Source organism: Ancylobacter moscoviensis (assembly GCF_007559435.1).
Lineage (GTDB): Bacteria > Pseudomonadota > Alphaproteobacteria > Rhizobiales > Xanthobacteraceae > Ancylobacter > Ancylobacter moscoviensis.
Map to the genome: position 1 here is coordinate 1 of NZ_VMBP01000008.1, position 18,912 is coordinate 18,912.

General features: G+C 65.0%; 16 protein-coding genes and 1 tRNA gene. 16 read left to right on the top strand and 1 reads right to left on the bottom strand.

The annotated features are described in order from the left end of the window. From FO470_RS19265 to rpoC, 12 genes are all read left to right on the top strand, one after another. On the top strand, positions 1-76 hold a 76-nt coding region (locus FO470_RS19265), incomplete at its 5' end, for an EF-Tu C-terminal domain-related protein (RefSeq protein ID WP_144343697.1). A gap of 173 nt (positions 77-249) precedes the next feature. Next, positions 250-326, top strand: a tRNA-Trp gene (locus FO470_RS19270). Between the two features lie 198 nt (positions 327-524). Then, entirely contained in the window at positions 525-722 is a 198-nt protein-coding gene (gene secE / locus FO470_RS19275) for a preprotein translocase subunit SecE (protein WP_144344629.1), read from the top strand. Between the two features lie 11 nt (positions 723-733). Continuing rightward, positions 734-1,264: a transcription termination/antitermination protein NusG gene (nusG, locus tag FO470_RS19280; protein WP_144344630.1), complete on the top strand. Its 531-nt coding sequence runs from the start codon at positions 734-736 to the stop codon at positions 1,262-1,264. 172 nt (positions 1,265-1,436) lie between these two features. After that, positions 1,437-2,051 carry a DJ-1/PfpI family protein gene (locus tag FO470_RS19285; protein ID WP_144344631.1) on the top strand — a complete coding sequence of 205 codons (615 nt, stop codon included), beginning with the start codon at positions 1,437-1,439 and terminating at the stop codon, positions 2,049-2,051. Between the two features lie 123 nt (positions 2,052-2,174). Continuing rightward, positions 2,175-2,552, top strand: coding sequence for a ribbon-helix-helix domain-containing protein (locus FO470_RS19290; RefSeq protein ID WP_144344632.1), 378 nt, complete (start codon positions 2,175-2,177; stop codon positions 2,550-2,552). Positions 2,553-2,798: 246 nt separating this feature from the next. Next, entirely contained in the window at positions 2,799-3,248 is a 450-nt protein-coding gene (rplK, locus tag FO470_RS19295) for a 50S ribosomal protein L11 (protein ID WP_144344633.1), read from the top strand. A 4-nt stretch (positions 3,249-3,252) separates the two neighbouring features. After that, on the top strand, positions 3,253-3,954 hold the full coding sequence (gene rplA, locus FO470_RS19300) for a 50S ribosomal protein L1 (RefSeq protein WP_144344634.1): 702 nt from the start codon (positions 3,253-3,255) through the stop codon (positions 3,952-3,954). A 484-nt stretch (positions 3,955-4,438) separates the two neighbouring features. After that, positions 4,439-4,957, top strand: coding sequence for a 50S ribosomal protein L10 (rplJ, locus tag FO470_RS19305; protein WP_144344635.1), 519 nt, complete (start codon positions 4,439-4,441; stop codon positions 4,955-4,957). Positions 4,958-5,005: 48 nt separating this feature from the next. After that, complete coding sequence (rplL, locus tag FO470_RS19310; RefSeq protein ID WP_144344636.1) at positions 5,006-5,389, top strand: 50S ribosomal protein L7/L12; 384 nt, start codon at positions 5,006-5,008, stop codon at positions 5,387-5,389. Positions 5,390-5,676: 287 nt separating this feature from the next. Next, complete coding sequence (gene rpoB / locus FO470_RS19315; protein WP_144344637.1) at positions 5,677-9,807, top strand: DNA-directed RNA polymerase subunit beta; 4,131 nt, start codon at positions 5,677-5,679, stop codon at positions 9,805-9,807. 125 nt (positions 9,808-9,932) lie between these two features. Further along, on the top strand, positions 9,933-14,123 hold the full coding sequence (rpoC, locus tag FO470_RS19320) for a DNA-directed RNA polymerase subunit beta' (RefSeq protein ID WP_144344638.1): 4,191 nt from the start codon (positions 9,933-9,935) through the stop codon (positions 14,121-14,123). A gap of 95 nt (positions 14,124-14,218) precedes the next feature. Here rpoC and FO470_RS19325 read toward each other — a convergent pair whose 3' ends face one another. Next, positions 14,219-14,641 (bottom strand): organic hydroperoxide resistance protein, encoded by a 423-nt coding sequence (locus tag FO470_RS19325; RefSeq protein ID WP_144344639.1) that lies wholly within the window; start codon positions 14,639-14,641, stop codon positions 14,219-14,221. Positions 14,642-14,848: 207 nt separating this feature from the next. Between FO470_RS19325 and FO470_RS19330 the strand changes: the two genes are divergently transcribed. The 4 genes from FO470_RS19330 (at position 14,849) to fusA (ending at position 18,768) form a co-directional block, all read left to right on the top strand. After that, positions 14,849-15,331 (top strand): MarR family winged helix-turn-helix transcriptional regulator, encoded by a 483-nt coding sequence (locus FO470_RS19330; protein WP_418655070.1) that lies wholly within the window; start codon positions 14,849-14,851, stop codon positions 15,329-15,331. Positions 15,332-15,811: 480 nt separating this feature from the next. Further along, positions 15,812-16,183, top strand: a complete 372-nt coding sequence (gene rpsL, locus FO470_RS19335) for a 30S ribosomal protein S12 (protein WP_018390597.1) — start codon at positions 15,812-15,814, stop codon at positions 16,181-16,183. 11 nt (positions 16,184-16,194) lie between these two features. Next, positions 16,195-16,665 carry a 30S ribosomal protein S7 gene (gene rpsG, locus FO470_RS19340; RefSeq protein WP_144344641.1) on the top strand — a complete coding sequence of 157 codons (471 nt, stop codon included), beginning with the start codon at positions 16,195-16,197 and terminating at the stop codon, positions 16,663-16,665. Between the two features lie 27 nt (positions 16,666-16,692). Next, on the top strand, positions 16,693-18,768 hold the full coding sequence (fusA, locus tag FO470_RS19345) for an elongation factor G (RefSeq protein ID WP_144344642.1): 2,076 nt from the start codon (positions 16,693-16,695) through the stop codon (positions 18,766-18,768). The last annotated feature ends 144 nt before the right edge of the window (positions 18,769-18,912 follow it).

Below are 18,912 nucleotides of genomic sequence, written 5' to 3' on the forward strand. Positions count from 1 at the left end.
AGAGAAGCTGCGCTTCGCCATCCGTGAAGGCGGTCGCACCGTCGGCGCCGGCGTCGTCGCCGCAATCATCGAGTGATCGATGCAGACGGGATGCGCCCGGCGCATCCCGTTCCGGCCTGAACACCCGGCGCCGATGCGCCGGGCTGTTGATACCGGCGGTACAGTACCTCGACCTTCGTGCGCCGCCGGCTATAGTGCCTCGCGATTCGAGAAGCGGGCGATTTGGGCGATGCCCCGGTCCGCTTCTTTAGGAGTGTAGCTCAACTGGTTAGAGCACCGGTCTCCAAAACCGGGGGTTGGGGGTTCGAGTCCCTCCACTCCTGCCATCCCTTCGGTCGGATGGCGGGCAAGGCGGCAAACGTCCTTTGACGCGAGGCAGCTTTGCGGGCTATACGCCCGCTTCGTGCATTTGGACGGTTGCGTTACGGGTTGTCCGCAAGGGGGCTCGCAACGACATACTGCAGGCCGGCGCGCCAATGTCACACGTTTGGCGCGGGCCGCATCAGAGGCGTTTCGAGACGAGCATGGCGAAGACGAACCCGGTCGAGTTCTTTCAGCAGGTCCGCGCGGAAGCCCGCAAGGTCACCTGGCCGACCCGCCGCGAGACGCTGATCACCACGGCGATGGTGTTCGTCATGGTGGTGCTGGCCTCGCTGTTCTTTCTGGTCGCCGACCAGATCCTGAGCTTTGCCATCGCGCAGATCCTTCAGATCGGCCGGTGAGGAGAGACGCGATGCCGATGCGCTGGTACATCGTCCACGCCTATTCGAACTTCGAGAAGAAGGTCGCCGAATCCATCAAGGAGCAGGCGGCGCAGCGTGGGCTGAACGACCTGTTCGAGCAGGTGCTGGTTCCGACCGAGAAGGTCGTCGAGGTGCGCCGCGGCCGCAAGGTCGACGCCGAGCGCAAGTTCTTCCCCGGCTATGTGCTGGTGAAGATGGACCTGACCGACGAGGCCTTCCACCTCATCAAGAACACGCCGAAGGTCACCGGCTTCCTGGGCGCCGACAACAAGCCGATGCCGATTGCCGAGAAGGAGGCCATGCGCATCCTTCAGCAGGTGCAGGAAGGCATCGAGCGGCCCAAGCCCTCGATCACCTTCGAGGTCGGCGAGACGGTCAAGGTGTCCGACGGCCCCTTCGCCTCGTTCAACGGCATCGTCGAGGAAGTCGACGACGCCCGCTCGCGCCTCAAGGTGGCCGTGTCGATCTTCGGCCGCGCCACGCCGGTCGAGCTGGAATACGGGCAGGTCGAGAAGACCTGAGCGGCATTCGCAAAGCGGAATTCGTCAAAGGCGCGGCTGGGTCCGCGCCTTTTTCTTTGCGCCTCGTCCGGCGGCAACGGCCGCGTTAGCGGGTTAACACCCGGGCGGCTGCCGCGCGTCCTATCCTCCCGCGAGCCACGCCGCCTGTAATGGCGCAACAAGGGAGGATCGAATGGCTGGCAAGCGCATCCTGATGATCGTCGGCGACTATGCCGAGGATTACGAGACCATGGTGCCGTTCCAGGCGCTGCTCGCGGTTGGTCACACCGTGCATGCCGTCTGCCCGGACAAGAAGGCGGGCGACAGCATCGCCACCGCCATCCACGACTTCGAGGGCGCCCAGACCTACTCGGAGAAGCGCGGGCACAATTTCGCGCTGAACGCGACCTTCGCCGATGTCGACCCAGCCCGCTACGACGCGCTGGTGATCCCCGGCGGCCGGGCGCCGGAATATGTGCGGCTCAACGCGCGCGCTCTCGACATGGTCCGTCACTTCTTCACGGCGAACAAGCCGGTCGCTGCCGTCTGCCACGGCGCGCAGCTGCTCGCGGCGGCGGGCGTGCTGGAAGGGCGCACCTGCTCGGCCTATCCGGCCTGCAAGCCGGAGGTGGAGCTCGCGGGCGGCACCTATGCCGACATCGCCATCGACGCAGCGGTGACGGACGGCAATCTGGTCAGCGCTCCGGCGTGGCCGGCGCATCCGGCCTGGATCGCCCAGTTCCTGACCGTGCTCGGCACCACCATCGCCCACGGCGAGGTGAATACGGCGCGCAAGGCGGCCGCGTAGGGCGGCAGCACAAGGCGGGGTGGGCCCGCGCACGCTCGCGTGAGCCTGCCTTCGCGCCCGGGACGATCCCGGCTATGATGATGCGGCGGGGCGCGAGGCTCCGCCGTCGAGGGGAGGCGCTTCATGTGCAAGCTCTTCATCGAGGCCGACCCGCGCCTCTGGCAGACGCGGCTGAAGTCCGTGCGCCTCAACGGCTTCTCGACCAGCGTGCGGCTGGAGAACCTCTACTGGCAGGTGCTGGAGGAGATCGCCCAGCGCGACGGCATGAGCCTGCCCCAGCTGCTCGCCAAGCTGCATGAGGAGCTGGTCTTTACCCATGGCGGGGTCGAGAATTTCGCCTCCTTCCTGCGCGTCTGCTGCGGGCGCTACCTCGCGCTTCAGCTCGAGGGCGACGTCCCGCGCGACCTCGGCACGCCGATCCGCAGCCTCGACGCCGATGCGATCCTCGCCCGCGAGGCGCGGCGAACGGGCCGGCGGCGCAGCTTGTCCTCCGCCGCCTGATTTCCTGTCCGGCCCGGCGATGCCGTCGTTCCGGCGGCCGGCGATTGCGTTGGCGCGCGAATTGCTATAACGGAGCGCCTGCATCCTCCGGGGTGCATTCATACGCGGGAGGCACGGCCGGTTCGCCAGCCGGCGTGAAAAACGTGCCGCGACCGCGATCCTCAATATACGCCGCCCGCGATGAAGCCGTCGCGGCGGTGTGCTTTGGCGTTTGCGACCGGCAGTCGCGCCGCCGAGGAGGCCACTATGGCGAAGAAGATCACCGGCTACGTCAAATTGCAGGTGCCGGCCGGCTCGGCCAACCCTGCGCCGCCGATCGGCCCCGCGCTCGGTCAGCGCGGCCTGAACATCATGGAGTTCTGCAAGGCGTTCAACGCGCAGACCGGCCAGATGGAAAAGGGCATGCCGATCCCGGTCGTGATCACCGCGTATCAGGACCGTTCCTTCACCTTCGAGCTGAAGACCCCCCCGGTCTCCTACTTCCTGAAGAAGGCCGCCGGCCTCGACACGAAGAAGAAGCCCGGCTCCGGTTCCAAGACCCCGGGCAAGGGCGGCTTCGCCGGCAAGGTCACGCGCGCCCAACTCGCGGACATCGCCGAGAAGAAGATGAAGGATCTGAACTGCGACACCGTCGAATCGGCGGTCCGCATGATCGAGGGCTCCGCCCGTTCCATGGGCCTCGAAGTGGTGGGTTGAGCTGATGGCCAATGTTTCCAAGCGTTTGCGCGCCGTGCGCGAGGGTGTTGACCCCGCGAAGCTGTACGGCCTCGATGAGGCGATCGCTCTCCTGAAGGAGCGCGCGACCGCCAAGTTCGACGAGACCATCGAAGTGGCGATGAATCTCGGTGTCGATCCCCGTCACGCCGACCAGATGGTCCGTGGCGTGTGCAACCTGCCGAACGGCTCGGGCCGTACGGTCCGCGTCGCGGTGTTCGCGCGCGGCGCCAAGGCCGACGAGGCCAAGGCGGCGGGTGCCGACATCGTCGGCGCCGAGGATCTGCTCGAGACCATCCAGGGCGGCACGATCGATTTCGATCGCTGCATCGCGACCCCGGACCTGATGCCGCTGGTCGGCCGTCTCGGCAAGGTGCTGGGCCCGCGCGGCCTGATGCCGAACCCGAAGGTCGGTACCGTGACCATGGACGTGAAGGGTGCCGTGGAAGCCGCCAAGGGCGGCGCGGTCGAGTTCCGCGTCGAGAAGGCGGGCATCATCCACGCCGGCATCGGCAAGGCCTCCTTCCCGGTCGACAAGCTCGCCGAGAACATCCGCGCCTTTGCCGACGCGGTGGTCAAGGCCAAGCCGACCGGCGCCAAGGGCACCTATGTCCAGCGCATCGCGCTATCCTCGACCATGGGCCCCGGCCTGAAGATCGAGCCGGCGAGCGTCCTGGTGGCTGGCTGATCGCCAGTCGCAAGACGCGGCGCGGGAGCGGGGCCGGTCGCGGCCCCGTGATCGCGGCGATGTGGATTTGTCAAGCCCTTGATGCTATCAGGGGTGACAAATCCCGAAGGACCCACTATATGGGCGGTTTCGCTCTCGATGACGAGTCGAGGGTGGGCTGATGAGATTCTCAAGCTTTCGCCCGCGTAAAACCGGGCGGAGAGGCCGGTAGGGTTCGCCCTGCCGGCTTTAAGTCCTGTCCGAGACTGCCGGTGCCCCTCTTCGGAGGCGGCTTAATCCCACTCCGGGGCCAGCATAGACGGGGTACGGACCGAAGAAGGGTTCCGGCGTGCCGGGACTTGGCTTTCGGCTCGAACCAGCGCCTTGGCCGGTTTTCCGGTCCCAGGGGGACAGGATACTAACCGTCGTCTCTCCGCGAGGAGGGGCGGCAAGGCGCAAACCCGGCGGGGAAGGTCCTCTTCCTCGCCACCGGAGAGCAAGTGAAGTGGATCGAGCACAAAAAGAAGAGCTCGTCACGTCGCTGTCCGAGGTGTTCAAGAACACTTCGGTCGTCGTCGTGGCCCACTATTCCGGCCTCACCGTCGCCCAGATGCAGGCCCTGCGCCGGCAGATGAAGGCGAGCGGTGCGACCGTGAAGGTGGCGAAGAACCGCCTCGCCAAGATCGCTCTCGAAGGTTCGGATGTCGCTCACGTCGCGTCCCTGCTCAAGGGTCCGACCATCATCGCTTATTCCAGCGATCCTGTAGCGGCTCCGAAGGTTGCCGTCGACTTCGCCAAGGCGAACGACAAGTTCGTCATCCTCGGCGGAGCGATGGGCACGACGGCCCTGAATGTGGATGGTGTGAAGGCTCTGGCCACCCTGCCGTCCCTCGATGAACTGCGTGCGAAGCTGGTTGGCCTCATCCAGGCCCCGGCGACCAAGATCGCCCAGCTCAGCACCGCGCCGGCGGCGAAGCTCGCCCGCGTGTTCGGGGCCTACAGCCGCGAGAACGAAGCCGCGTGAGGCTTCCCGGTAATACTGGTTCGAACCGAAATCCAAGGACTTAAGCAAATGGCTGATCTGTCGAAGCTCGTTGACGAGCTTTCCAACCTGACCGTCCTCGAGGCTGCCGAGCTCGCGAAGCTCCTCGAAGAGAAGTGGGGCGTTTCCGCTGCGGCCGCCGTGGCTGTGGCCGCTGCCCCGGGCGCGGCTGCCGGCGGCGGCGCCGCGGCTGCCGAAGAGCAGACCGAGTTCACCGTTGTCCTGGCTTCGGCCGGCGACAAGAAGATCGAGGTCATCAAGGAAGTCCGCGCCATCACCGGCCTGGGCCTCAAGGAAGCCAAGGACCTCGTCGAAGGCGCGCCGAAGCCGATCAAGGAAGGCGTTGCCAAGGACGAGGCCGAGAAGATCAAGGCCCAGATCGAGAAGGCTGGCGCCAAGGTCGAGCTCAAGTGATCTCCTGATCACGTGGGGCCGCCGGTTCGCCGGCGGCCTCTGCCTTCGGGCGTGTGTCTTCGGGTTCTGCCTGAAGGCGACGAAGGGAAGCCCGACGGCTTCCCCGACGATCCGGTCAAGGGTCGTCCGGCGAGCCGTCGGTGCGGAATGGTCGACAGGGCGGGCGTTGCGACGCCGTATCCCTGACCGATTGTTTCGCGATCATGCGCCTCCACGGACGGCCGGCGGGGCCTGCCCGTCGGATCGTGGGTGGCGCGGACGGATACTCGGACGGAGCGAGGAGCGACATGGCGCAGACGTTCACCGGTCGTAAGCGGGTCCGCAAGTTCTTCGGCAAGATCAAGGAAGTGGCTGAGATGCCGAACCTCATCGAGGTTCAGAAGGCATCCTATGACCAGTTCCTGCAGATCGAAGAGCCGAAGGGCGGTCGCGCGGACGACGGCATTCAGGCGGTTTTCAAATCGGTTTTCCCGATTTCGGACTTTTCGGGCGCTGCCATGCTCGAATTCGTCCGCTATGAGTTCGAGCCGCCGAAATATGACGTGGACGAGTGTCGCCAGCGCGGCATGACGTTTGCCGCGCCGCTGAAGGTGACGCTGCGCCTCATCGTGTTCGATGTCGATCCGGATACCGGCTCCAAGTCCGTCAAGGACATCAAGGAGCAGGATGTCTATATGGGCGACATCCCGCTGATGACGATGAACGGCACCTTCATCGTGAACGGCACCGAGCGCGTCATCGTCTCGCAGATGCACCGTTCGCCGGGCGTGTTCTTCGACCACGACAAGGGCAAGACCCACTCCTCGGGCAAGCTGCTCTTCGCCGCCCGCATCATCCCCTATCGCGGCTCCTGGCTCGACATCGAGTTCGACGCCAAGGACATCGTGTATGCGCGCATCGACCGCCGTCGCAAGATTCCGGTGACGAGCCTCCTGTTCGCCCTCGGTCTCGACGGCGAGGAGATCCTCAACACCTTCTACGAGACCATTACCTTTACCCGCACGAAGGACGGCTGGCGCATGCCGTTCGATCCCAAGCGGATGAAGGGCTACAAGGCCGTGGCCGATCTCGTCGACGCCGACACCGGCGAAGTCGTGATCGAGGCCGGCAAGAAGGTGACGGTCCGCCAGGCCCGCCAGCTCGCCGAGAAGGGCCTCAAGGCCCTCAAGATCTCCGACGAGGAGATGGTCGGCCAGTACGTGGCCGAGGATCTGGTGAACCCCACCTCCGGCGAGATCTATGTCGAGGCCGGTGAGGAAGTCACCGAGAAGATGCTGAAGCAGCTCTCGGAACTCGGCTATGACGAGCTTCCGATCCTCGACATCGACCATGTGAACGTGGGCGCCTACATCCGCAACACGCTGGCGGTCGACAAGAACCTCACCCGTGAGGACGCGCTGTTCGACATCTACCGCGTGATGCGTCCGGGCGAGCCGCCGACGCTGGATTCCGCGCAGGCGATGTTCCACTCGCTGTTCTTCGACGCCGAGCGCTACGACCTCTCCGCGGTCGGCCGCGTGAAGATGAACATGCGCCTCGACCTCGACGCCGAGGACACGGTGCGCGTGCTGCGCCGCGAGGACATCCTCGCGGTCATCAAGACGCTGGTCGAGCTGCGCGACGGCAAGGGCGAGATCGACGATATCGACCATCTCGGCAACCGCCGCGTCCGCTCCGTCGGCGAGCTGATGGAGAACCAGTACCGCGTCGGCCTGCTGCGCATGGAGCGCGCCATCAAGGAGCGCATGTCGTCCGTCGACATCGACACCGTGATGCCGCAGGACCTGATCAACGCCAAGCCGGTGGCGGCGGCGGTGCGCGAGTTCTTCGGCTCGTCGCAGCTCTCGCAGTTCATGGACCAGACCAACCCGCTGTCGGAGATCACCCACAAGCGCCGTCTCTCGGCGCTTGGCCCGGGCGGTCTGACGCGCGAGCGCGCCGGCTTCGAGGTGCGCGACGTGCACCCGACGCACTATGGCCGCATCTGCCCGATCGAGACGCCGGAAGGCCCGAACATCGGCCTGATCAACTCGCTGGCGACCTTCGCCCGCGTGAACAAGTACGGCTTCATCGAGGCGCCCTACCGCCGCGTGCGCGACGGCCAGGTCCAGGGCGAGGTGGTCTATCTCTCCGCCATGGAGGAGGGGAAGTACTACGTCGCGCAGGCCAACATCCCGCTCGATGCGGAAGGCCGCTTCACCGAGGACCTCGTCGTCTGCCGTCATGCCGGCGATGTGCTGCTGGTGACGCCGGACCGCGTCGACTTCATGGACGTGTCGCCGAAGCAGCTCGTCTCGGTCGCGGCCGCGCTCATCCCGTTCCTCGAGAACGACGACGCGAACCGCGCGCTGATGGGCTCGAACATGCAGCGCCAGGCGGTGCCGCTGGTTCGCGCCGATGCGCCCTTCGTCGGCACGGGCATGGAGTCCGTGGTCGCCCGTGACTCGGGCGCGGCCATCGCCGCGCGCCGGACGGGTGTCATCGACCAGGTGGACGCCACCCGTATCGTCATCCGCGCGACGGAAGAGAACGATCCGTCGAAGTCGGGCGTCGACATCTACCGGCTGCAGAAGTTCCAGCGCTCCAACCAGTCGACCTGCATCAACCAGCGTCCGCTGGTGCGCGTGGGCGACCGCGTGGCGAAGGGCGACATCATCGCGGACGGTCCCTCGACCGACCTCGGCGATCTCGCGCTCGGCCGGAACATCCTCGTCGCCTTCATGCCGTGGAACGGCTACAACTTCGAAGACTCGATCCTGCTGTCGGAGAACATCTCCAAGGGCGACGTCTTCTCCTCGATCCACATCGAGGAGTTCGAGGTGATGGCCCGTGACACCAAGCTGGGTCCGGAGGAAATCACGCGCGACATTCCGAACGTGTCGGAAGAGGCGCTGAAGAACCTGGACGAAGCCGGCATCGTCTATATCGGCGCCGAAGTGCAGGCGGGCGACATCCTCTGCGGCAAGATCACGCCGAAGGGCGAGAGCCCGATGACCCCGGAAGAGAAGCTGCTTCGCGCCATCTTCGGCGAGAAGGCGGCCGACGTGCGCGACACCTCGCTGCGCGTTCCCCCGGGCGTCACCGGCACGGTCGTCGAGGTCCGCGTGTTCAACCGCCACGGCGTCGACAAGGACGAGCGCGCCCAGGCGATCGAGCGCGAGGAGATCGAGCGTCTCGCCAAGGACCGTGACGACGAGCAGGCCATCCTCGACCGCAACGTCTTCGGCCGCCTGGCCGAGATGCTGGACGGGAAGACCGGCGTCGCCGGCCCGAAGGGCTTCAAGAAGGACACCGTCCTGACCCGTTCGGCGCTGACCGAGTACCCGCGCAGCCAGTGGTGGCAGTTCGCGGTTGCCGACGATCATCTGATGGGTGAGCTGGAGGCGATCCGCAACCAGTACGACGAGTCCAAGAAGCGTCTCGAGCAGCGGTTCCTCGACAAGGTCGAGAAGCTGCAGCGCGGCGACGAACTGCCGCCCGGCGTGATGAAGATGGTCAAGGTCTTCATCGCGGTGAAGCGCAAGATCCAGCCGGGCGACAAGATGGCCGGCCGTCACGGAAACAAGGGCGTGGTCTCGCGCATTGTCCCCGTGGAGGACATGCCGTTCCTCGAGGACGGCACGCCGGTCGACATGGTGCTCAACCCGCTGGGCGTGCCGTCGCGCATGAACGTCGGCCAGATCCTGGAGACGCATCTGGGGTGGGCCTGCGCGGGTCTCGGCAAGGTCATCGACCGCGCCATCGAGAGCTACCGGCAGACCAACGACGTCGCGCCGCTGAAGGATGCGTTCGGCAAGATCTACGGCAAGGACGAGACCGTCGCCTCGCTCGACGAGGAAGGTCTGGTCGAGCTGGGATCGAACCTGCGCCGCGGCGTGCCGATCGCCACTCCGGTGTTCGACGGCGCCCGCGAGGCGGACATCGAGCACATGCTGGAGCTGGCGGGTCTCGACAAGTCCGCGCAGTCGACGCTGTTCGACGGCCGGACTGGCGAGCAGTTCGACCGTAAGGTGACGGTCGGCTACATCTACATGCTGAAGCTGCATCATCTTGTCGACGACAAGATCCATGCGCGCTCGATCGGCCCGTACTCGCTCGTTACCCAGCAGCCGCTGGGTGGCAAGGCGCAGTTCGGCGGCCAGCGCTTCGGCGAAATGGAGGTGTGGGCGCTCGAGGCTTACGGCGCGGCCTACACGCTGCAGGAGATGCTGACCGTCAAGTCGGACGACGTGGCGGGACGCACCAAGGTCTACGAGGCGATCGTCCGTGGCGACGACACCTTCGAGGCGGGTATTCCCGAGAGCTTCAACGTTCTCGTGAAGGAGATGCGTTCGCTCGGCCTGAACGTCGAGCTGATGAACTCCAAGACCCACTCGGCGGTGCCGACCCCGGGCGAGAGCTTGCCGGCGGCCGAATGACCGACTGACAGGGGTGCGGGCGCCGACGCGGCGTCCGCCCCTTTCGACCGCTCGATAGACCAGACTTTTCAGTGACCACAGGCACACGCGGCGGCGGTGCCGGGGTCCAGCCGAAGGAGACGGCGATGAATCAAGAGGTCATGAATCTCTTCAACCCGGCGGCGCCGGCGCCGACTTTCGATCAGATCAAGATCTCGATCGCGAGTCCGGAAAAGATCCTGTCGTGGTCCTTCGGTGAGATCAAGAAGCCGGAGACGATCAACTACCGCACGTTCAAGCCCGAGCGTGACGGTCTGTTCTGCGCGCGCATCTTCGGCCCGATCAAGGATTACGAGTGCTTGTGCGGCAAGTACAAGCGCATGAAGTACAAGGGCATCATCTGCGAGAAGTGCGGCGTCGAGGTCACGCTGTCGCGCGTGCGCCGCGAGCGCATGGGCCACATCGAGCTCGCCGCTCCCGTCGCGCACATCTGGTTCCTGAAGTCGCTGCCGAGCCGCATCGGCCTGCTGCTCGACATGACGCTCAAGGACCTCGAGCGCATCCTGTACTTCGAGTACTACTGCGTCATCGAGCCGGGCCTCACCCCGCTGAAGGAGCGTCAGCTCCTCTCGGAAGAGGACTATCTGCGCGCCCAGGAAGAGTATGGCGACGACTCGTTCACCGCGCTGATCGGCGCGGAGGCGATCCGCGAGATCCTGCGCGGCATGGACCTCGAGAAGATCGCTGGCGACCTGCGCAAGGAGATCGCCGAGGCGACCACCGAGCTCAAGCCGAAGAAGCTCGCCAAGCGCCTGAAGATCGTCGAGGCCTTCCAGGAGTCCGGCAACAAGCCGGAGTGGATGATCCTGACGCACGTCCCGGTCATCCCGCCGGACCTGCGCCCGCTCGTCCCGCTGGACGGCGGCCGCTTCGCGACCTCCGACCTCAACGACCTGTACCGCCGCGTCATCAACCGCAACAACCGCCTGAAGCGGCTGATCGAGCTGAAGGCGCCGGACATCATCATCCGCAACGAGAAGCGCATGCTTCAGGAAGCGGTCGATGCGCTGTTCGACAACGGCCGCCGCGGCCGCGTCATCACCGGCGCCAACAAGCGCCCGCTGAAGTCGCTCGCCGACATGCTGAAGGGCAAGCAGGGCCGGTTCCGCCAGAACCTGCTCGGCAAGCGCGTCGACTATTCCGGCCGTTCGGTGATCGTCGTCGGTCCCGAGCTGAAGCTGCACCAGTGCGGCCTGCCGAAGAAGATGGCGCTGGAGCTGTTCAAGCCCTTCATCTATTCGCGCCTCGACGCGAAGGGCCTGTCCGCCACCGTGAAGCAGGCGAAGAAGCTCGTCGAGAAGGAGCGTCCCGAGGTGTGGGACATCCTCGATGAGGTGATCCGCGAGCATCCGGTGATGCTGAACCGTGCCCCGACGCTGCACCGCCTGGGCATCCAGGCGTTCGAGCCGGTGCTGATCGAAGGCAAGGCGATCCAGCTTCACCCGCTGGTCTGCGCCGCCTTCAACGCGGACTTCGACGGCGACCAGATGGCGGTGCACGTGCCGCTGTCCATCGAGGCGCAGCTCGAAGCGCGCGTGCTGATGATGTCGACCAACAACATCCTGCACCCGGCGAACGGCGCGCCGATCATCGTGCCGTCGCAGGACATCGTGCTCGGCCTGTACTACCTGACCATGATGCGCGACGGCGAGCCCGGCGAGGGCATGGCCTTCGCCAACATGGGCGAGATCGACCACGCGCTGGCCAACAAGGTCATCACGCTGCACACCAAGGTGCGCGGGCGCTATATCGGCGTGGACGAGGACGGCAACCCGGCCTCGAAGATCTACGAGACCACGCCGGGCCGCATGAAGCTCGGCGAGCTGCTGCCGAAGAATCCGAAGACCACCTTCGACGTCGTCAACAAGCTGATGACCAAGAAGGAAATCTCGAACATGATCGACACCGTCTACCGCCACTGCGGTCAGAAGGAGACGGTCATCTTCTGCGACCGGATCATGACGCTCGGCTTCTCCAACGCCTTCCGCGCCGGCATCTCGTTCGGCAAGGACGACATGGTGGTGCCCTCCAAGAAGTGGGACATGGTCGAAGAGACCCGTGCTCTCACCAAGGAGTACGAGCAGCAGTACAATGACGGCCTGATCACCCAGGGCGAGAAGTACAACAAGGTCGTGGACGCCTGGGGCAAGTGCTCCGCGCGTCTGGCTGACGAGATGATGGCCGAGATTTCGGCGGTGAAGACCGACCCCAAGACGGGCCGGGCCAAGCCGATCAACTCGATCTACATGATGGCCCATTCGGGCGCCCGTGGTTCGCGCGAGCAGATGCGTCAGCTCGCGGCCATGCGCGGCCTGATGGCCAAGCCGTCGGGCGAGATCATCGAGACGCCGATCATCTCGAACTTCAAGGAAGGCCTCTCGGTTCTCGAGTACTTCAACTCGACCCACGGCGCTCGTAAGGGCCTCGCGGACACCGCGTTGAAGACCGCGAACTCGGGCTATCTGACCCGTCGTCTGGTCGACGTGGCGCAGGACAGCATCATCACGATCCGCGATTGCGGCACCGACAACGGCATCGCCATGCGTGCCATCGTCGACGCCGGCCAGATCGTTGCGACGCTGGGCTCGCGCGTCCTTGGCCGCACCACGGCGGAAGACGTGATCGAGGGCGGCACGGGCAACGTGCTCATCCCGGCCGGCCACATGATCGACGAGGCCGATGTCGAGCGCATCACCAAGGCGGGTGTGCAGGAGATCAAGATCCGCTCCGTGCTCACCTGCGAGGCCAAGAACGGCGTCTGCGGCACCTGCTACGGCCGTGACCTCGCGCGCGGTACCCCGGTGAACATCGGCGAGGCCGTGGGCGTCATCGCGGCGCAGTCGATCGGCGAGCCGGGCACCCAGCTCACCATGCGCACCTTCCACATCGGTGGCGCGGCGCAGCTGTCCGAGCAGTCCTTCATCGAGGCTTCCTTCGAGGGCACGGTGAAGATCCGCAACCGCAACGTGGTGCGGAACTCGGAAGGCGAACTGATCGCGATGAGCCGCAACCTCTCCGTCCTGATCGTCGATCACGACGGCTCGGAGAAGGCGGCGCACCGCATCCAGTTCGGCGCCAAGCTGAAGGTGGACGAGGGCGACACGATCAAGCGCGGCCAGCGCATCGCCGAGTGGGACCCCTACACCCGCCCGATCCTCACCGAGGTCGAGGGAACGGTGGGCTACGAGGACCTGGTGGAAGGCGCCTCGCTGAGCGAGACGGTCGACGAGTCGACCGGCATCGCCAAGCGCGTCGTCACCGACTGGCGCACGGGCCGCGGCTCGGAGCTGCGTCCGTCGCTGGTCGTCAAGGGGCCGGACGGCAAGGTGCTCAAGCTGCAGCGCGGCGGCGACGCCCGCTACACGCTGCCGGTCGATGCCATTCTCTCGGCCGACCCGGGTGCTCACATCAAGGCGGGTGACGTTCTTGCCCGCGTGCCGATGGAAAGCGCCAAGACCCGCGACATCACGGGCGGTCTGCCGCGCGTGGCGGAGCTGTTCGAGGCCCGTCGTCCGAAGGATGCGGCGATCATCGCCGAGATCTCGGGCACGATCCGCTTCGGAAAGGACTACAAGAACAAGCGCCGCCTCTCCATCGAGCCGCAGGATTCGACCGACGATGCGGCCGAGTATCTGATCCCGAAGGGCAAGCACATCCATCTGCAGGATGGCGACCTCGTCGAGAAGGGCGACTTCATCGTCGACGGCAACCCGGCGCCGCACGACATCCTGGCGATCAAGGGCGTCGAGGAACTCGCCGCCTATCTCGTGAACGAGATCCAGGAGGTCTACCGGCTGCAGGGCGTGTTGATCAACGACAAGCACATCGAGGTGATCGTTCGCCAGATGCTGCAGAAGGTCGAGATCGACGACGCCGGCGACAGCGATCTGCTCACCAACGAACAGGTCGACGTCGCGGAGCTGAACGAGCTCAACGAGCGGCTGATCGCCGAGGGCCAGAAGCCCGCGTCCGGTCATCCGGTCCTGCTTGGCATCACCAAGGCGAGCCTGCAGACCCGCTCGTTCATCTCCGCCGCCTCCTTCCAGGAGACGACGCGCGTGCTCACCGAAGCGGCGGTCAACGGCAAGTCCGACGACCTCGCCGGCCTGAAGGAGAACGTCATCGTCGGCCGTCTTATCCCGGCCGGCACCGGCGCCCAGATGTCCAAGCTGCGTGTCACGGCCACGACCCGCGACGATCTGATCGCCGCGCAGAACGAGCAGGACAACGTCGCGAGCAACGCGCCGCAGATTGAAGGTCCCGCCGCCGCCGAGTGATTGGTCCAGCAGCGAGAGCCTGACAAAGAAGAAGGGCCGCTCCTCCGGGAGCGGCCCTTTTCATTTGCGTATCTGGTGCGGCTGGGCCGGATCGCTCAGGCGACGGTCAGCCGGACGTCGAGGCTGCCGCGCGTGGCGTGGGAGTAGGGGCAGACGATGTGGGCGCGGTTCACGAGATCCTCGGCGACCGAGCGCTCGATGCCCGGCAAGGAGATGGTGAGCGCCACGTCGAGGCCGAAGCCCTGGCCGTCGTCGCGCGGGCCGATGCCGACATCGGCGGTGACGGTGCTGTCGTCCGCCACCTTGATCTTCAGCTGGCTGGCGACGAACTTCACCGCGCCGAGGAAGCAGGCCGAATAGCCGGCGGCGAAGAGCTGCTCCGGGTTGTTGCCGGCGCCACCGGGCCCGCCGAGTTCCTTCGGAGTGACGAGATCGACCTTGAGCGCGCCGTCATAGGTGGCGGCGGAACCGGTGCGACCACCGGTGGCGGTTGCCTGGGTCTTGTAGAGAACCTTCATGGTGAGCTCCTTGGCGTGAAATGCCGGCGTCAGTTTAGTTTGCGATAAAATATCGCGTACGATGTAAATGCTGATAGGACATTCTCCGACCATTGTCCATCTAAAAATTATCGCACAAACTATTATCTAGATAATGTAAGGGGCGGGGGCGATACCGCATCGCGGCCGGAAGCCGCCAGGACCGAGCAGGAGAGGGACATGACAGGGATGGATGACGGCCGCAGTTTGGAGGGGCAGTTCTGCTTCGCCCTCTATTCGGCAACCCATGCCGTGATGCGCAGTTATCGGCCGCTGCTGGAGCCGCTTGGCCTGACCTATCCGCAATATCTGGTCATGCTGGTGCTGTGGGAGGCGGGGGAGGAGACCGTCGGCGGAATCGCCGACAGGATGTTCCTCGATCCGAGCACCCTCACGCCGTTGCTCAAGCGGCTGGAGGCCATGGGGCTGGTGACGCGCCGGCGGAATCCCGACAATGAGCGCCAACTCATCGTCGGTCTGACGGACGCAGGCCGGGCTCTTCAGGAGAAGGCGAGGGCGATTCCCCAGGCGCTGCTTTGCGCGTCGGGTCGCGCCTTGCCGGATCTCCTGGCCCTGCGCGACGAACTCAAGGGGATTCGTTCCGCTTTCGACGCCGTTCGCGGCGCGGATTCGGCCGGGGGCGATTCCACTGCCGCCGCCAACCCGGTATGATCAATCGCCTTATTCGTTAATTGCGTCCGGGGCCTATGGGACGAAATCTAACGTCTACAACGGCTCGCACGGGGCCGTGAGCGCGTGAAATCGCAGTTCGGGGTTGACGAAAGGCGAGTCGGCGCGTAGAAGGCGCCTACTTTCACGGCAGGCGGTTGGAATTACCGCGTTCGGACGCCTTGTCTGGACAGAGAATCCCAAGACGCTGCCGGGACGCATGCACGACCAAATCCGGCGCATGATCGCGCATTCCGGCGGTTGATCCAACCGTCCGCGTGATCCTCTGAACGTACAGCGCCCTCGGCCAGGAACTGGCCGGCGGCGCTTCTTTCGTTCGCAGCCATGTCGGAGCGGGCCGATGGGTCTGGGTCGAGCTGACGGTTCCGATCCGTTGAGAGCCAAGAATGCGGTTGTGGCCGCGGAAATTGGGTTAGCGCAGGGCTTCTTCAGTCCGAGCGCCGCGAGACGAAGGCGAGACACGTGCCGACGATCAACCAGCTGATCCGCAAGCCGCGGGAAGCCCAGAAGGCCCGGAACAAGGTTCCGGCGCTGCAGGCCAGCCCGCAGAAGCGCGGCGTTTGCACCCGCGTCTACACGACGACCCCGAAGAAGCCGAACTCGGCGCTTCGTAAGGTCGCCAAGGTTCGTTTGACCAATGGCTACGAAGTCATCGGTTACATCCCCGGCGAGGGGCACAACCTGCAGGAACACTCCGTGGTGATGATCCGCGGCGGCCGCGTCAAGGATCTTCCGGGCGTGCGCTATCACATCCTGCGCGGCGTGCTCGATACGCAGGGCGTCAAGAATCGTAAGCAGCGCCGTTCGAAGTACGGCGCCAAGCGGCCGAAGTGAGGATTTGAGCGATGTCCCGTCGTCATCGTGCAGAGCGCCGCGAAGTCACGCCGGATCCGAAGTTCGGGTCCGAGGTGCTGAGCCGCTTCATGAACGCCGTCATGTATGACGGCAAGAAGTCGGTTGCTGAGGCTATCGTCTATGGTGCGCTCGACCTGGTCGAGAACCGCGCCAAGGCGGAGCCACTGGGCGTGTTCACCCAGGCGCTCGACAATGTGAGCCCGGCCATCGAGGTGCGTTCCCGTCGCGTCGGCGGCGCCACCTACCAGGTTCCGGTCGAGGTGCGTCCCGAGCGTCGTCAGGCGCTGGCCATCCGCTGGCTGATCACGGCTGCTCGCGGCCGCAACGAGAAGACCATGGTCGAGCGTCTGTCGGGCGAACTGCTTGACGCCTCGAACAATCGCGGCACCGCCGTGAAGAAACGTGAAGACACGCACCGCATGGCCGAGGCGAACCGCGCCTTCTCTCACTACCGCTGGTGATGACGAGAGCCGGGACGAGGATCTGATATGTCGCGCACGCACGCTATCGAAGACTACCGCAACTTCGGCATCATGGCTCACATCGATGCCGGCAAGACCACTACGACCGAGCGGATCCTTTATTACACCGGCAAGAGCCACAAGATCGGCGAAGTCCATGATGGCGCTGCCACCATGGACTGGATGACCCAGGAGCAGGAGCGCGGCATCACCATCACGTCGGCCGCGACGACCGCTTTCTGGCATGGCAAGCGCCTGAACATCATCGACACTCCCGGCCACGTCGACTTCACCATTGAAGTCGAGCGTTCGCTGCGCGTGCTCGACGGCGCCGTCTGCGTGCTCGACGGCAACCAGGGCGTCGAGCCCCAGACCGAGACCGTCTGGCGCCAGGCCGACAAGTACAATGTGCCGCGCATCGTGTTCGTCAACAAGATGGACAAGACCGGTGCGGATTTCTATCGCTGCGTCGAGATGATCATCGACCGCGTGGACGGCAAGCCGGTCTGCTGCCAGCTGCCGATCGGCTCCGAGAACAATTTCAAGGGCATCATTGACCTCGTCCGCATGAAGGCGGTCGTGTGGGACAATGAAGAGCTCGGCGCGAAGTATCACGACGAGGAGATCCCGGCCGATCTCGCCGACAAGGCTGCCGAATATCGTGGCAAGCTGGTCGAGGCGGCGGTCGAGCTCGACGACGATGCGCTGAGCAACTACCTCGAGGGCGTCGAGCCCGACGAGGAGACCCTCAAGAAGCTCATCCGCAAGGCCGTCATCGGCCGCGTGTTCAACCCGGTCTTCTGCGGTTCGGCCTTCAAGAACAAGGGCGTGCAGCCGCTGCTCGACGCGGTGTGCGATTTCCTGCCGAGCCCGATCGATCGTGGCGCGATCAAGGGTATCGACTTCAACACGGAAGAAGAGACGGATCGCAAGCCGTCCGATTCCGAGCCGCTGTCGGTTCTCGCGTTCAAGATCATGGACGACCCCTTCGTCGGCACGATCACCTTCTGCCGCGTCTACTCGGGCAAGCTCGAGACCGGCATGGGCCTGCTGAACTCGACCCGCGACAAGCGCGAGCGCGTCGGCCGCATGCTGCTCATGCATGCGAACAACCGCGAGGACATCAAGGAAGCCTATGCGGGCGACATTGTCGCTCTGGCCGGCCTCAAGGAAGTCCGCACCGGTGATACGCTCTGCGATCCGGCCAAGCCCGTGATCCTCGAGAAGATGGAGTTCCCCGAGCCCGTCATCGAGATCGCGATCGAGCCGAAGTCGAAGGCCGACCAGGAGAAGCTGGGCATCGCCCTGTCGAAGCTGGCGGCGGAGGACCCGTCCTTCCGCGTGTCGACCGATCACGAGAGTGGCCAGACCATCCTCAAGGGCATGGGCGAACTGCATCTCGACATCAAGGTCGATATCCTGAAGCGCACCTACAAGGTCGACGCCAACATCGGCGCCCCGCAGGTCGCTTACCGCGAGACGATCACCAAGAAGACCGAGGTCGACTACACCCACAAGAAGCAGACCGGCGGTACCGGTCAGTTCGCCCGGGTGAAGTTCATCGTCGAGCCGAACGAGGTCGGCAAGGGCTTTGCCTTTGAAAGCGCGATCGTCGGCGGCGCGGTGCCCAAGGAGTACATCCCGGGCGTCAACAAGGGTCTGGAGAGCGTGCTCGGTAATGGCGTGCTCGCCGGCTTCCCGGTGGTGGACGTCAAGGTGACCCTCATCGACGGCGCCTATCACGAAGTCGACTCGTCGGCCCTGGCCTTCGAAATCGCCTCGCGTGCGGCCTTCCGCGAAGCCCTGCAGAAGGGCGGTCCGGTGCTGCTCGAGCCGATCATGAAGGTCGAGGTCGTCACCCCGGAAGACTACACCGGTTCGGTCATCGGCGACCTCAACTCCCGCCGCGGCCAGATCCAGGGCCAGGACATGCGTGGTAACGCCAACGTCGTGAACGCGATGGTGCCGCTCGCCAACATGTTCGGCTACGTCAATACGCTCCGGTCCTTCTCGCAGGGCCGTGCGACTTTCACCATGCAGTTCGACCACTACGAGCAGGTGCCGTCGAACGTCGCGCAGGAGGTTCAGGCCAAGTACGCGTGATGCGGAAGGCCTGAGTTTCTGAAGCGAATTCGTATCAACATCGAATAAAGACCGACGGAGAGCCCCGTGGCCAAAGAGAAGTTCAACCGTTCGAAGCCTCACTGCAACATTGGGACGATTGGCCATGTTGACCATGGCAAGACG

Excerpts from the sequence above, each read along its gene's own strand:
- secE (WP_144344629.1), top strand. The coding sequence starts at position 525 with ATGGCGAAGACGAACCCGGTCGAGTTCTTTCAGCAGGTCCGCGCGGAA.
- nusG (WP_144344630.1), top strand. The coding sequence starts at position 734 with ATGCCGATGCGCTGGTACATCGTCCACGCCTATTCGAACTTCGAGAAG.
- FO470_RS19285 (WP_144344631.1), top strand. The coding sequence starts at position 1,437 with ATGGCTGGCAAGCGCATCCTGATGATCGTCGGCGACTATGCCGAGGAT.
- FO470_RS19290 (WP_144344632.1), top strand. The coding sequence starts at position 2,175 with ATGTGCAAGCTCTTCATCGAGGCCGACCCGCGCCTCTGGCAGACGCGG.
- rplK (WP_144344633.1), top strand. The coding sequence starts at position 2,799 with ATGGCGAAGAAGATCACCGGCTACGTCAAATTGCAGGTGCCGGCCGGC.
- rplA (WP_144344634.1), top strand. The coding sequence starts at position 3,253 with ATGGCCAATGTTTCCAAGCGTTTGCGCGCCGTGCGCGAGGGTGTTGAC.
- rplL (WP_144344636.1), top strand. The coding sequence starts at position 5,006 with ATGGCTGATCTGTCGAAGCTCGTTGACGAGCTTTCCAACCTGACCGTC.
- rpoB (WP_144344637.1), top strand. The coding sequence starts at position 5,677 with ATGGCGCAGACGTTCACCGGTCGTAAGCGGGTCCGCAAGTTCTTCGGC.
- rpoC (WP_144344638.1), top strand. The coding sequence starts at position 9,933 with ATGAATCAAGAGGTCATGAATCTCTTCAACCCGGCGGCGCCGGCGCCG.
- FO470_RS19325 (WP_144344639.1), bottom strand. The coding sequence starts at position 14,641 with ATGAAGGTTCTCTACAAGACCCAGGCAACCGCCACCGGTGGTCGCACC.
- FO470_RS19330 (WP_418655070.1), top strand. The coding sequence starts at position 14,849 with ATGGATGACGGCCGCAGTTTGGAGGGGCAGTTCTGCTTCGCCCTCTAT.
- rpsG (WP_144344641.1), top strand. The coding sequence starts at position 16,195 with ATGTCCCGTCGTCATCGTGCAGAGCGCCGCGAAGTCACGCCGGATCCG.
- fusA (WP_144344642.1), top strand. The coding sequence starts at position 16,693 with ATGTCGCGCACGCACGCTATCGAAGACTACCGCAACTTCGGCATCATG.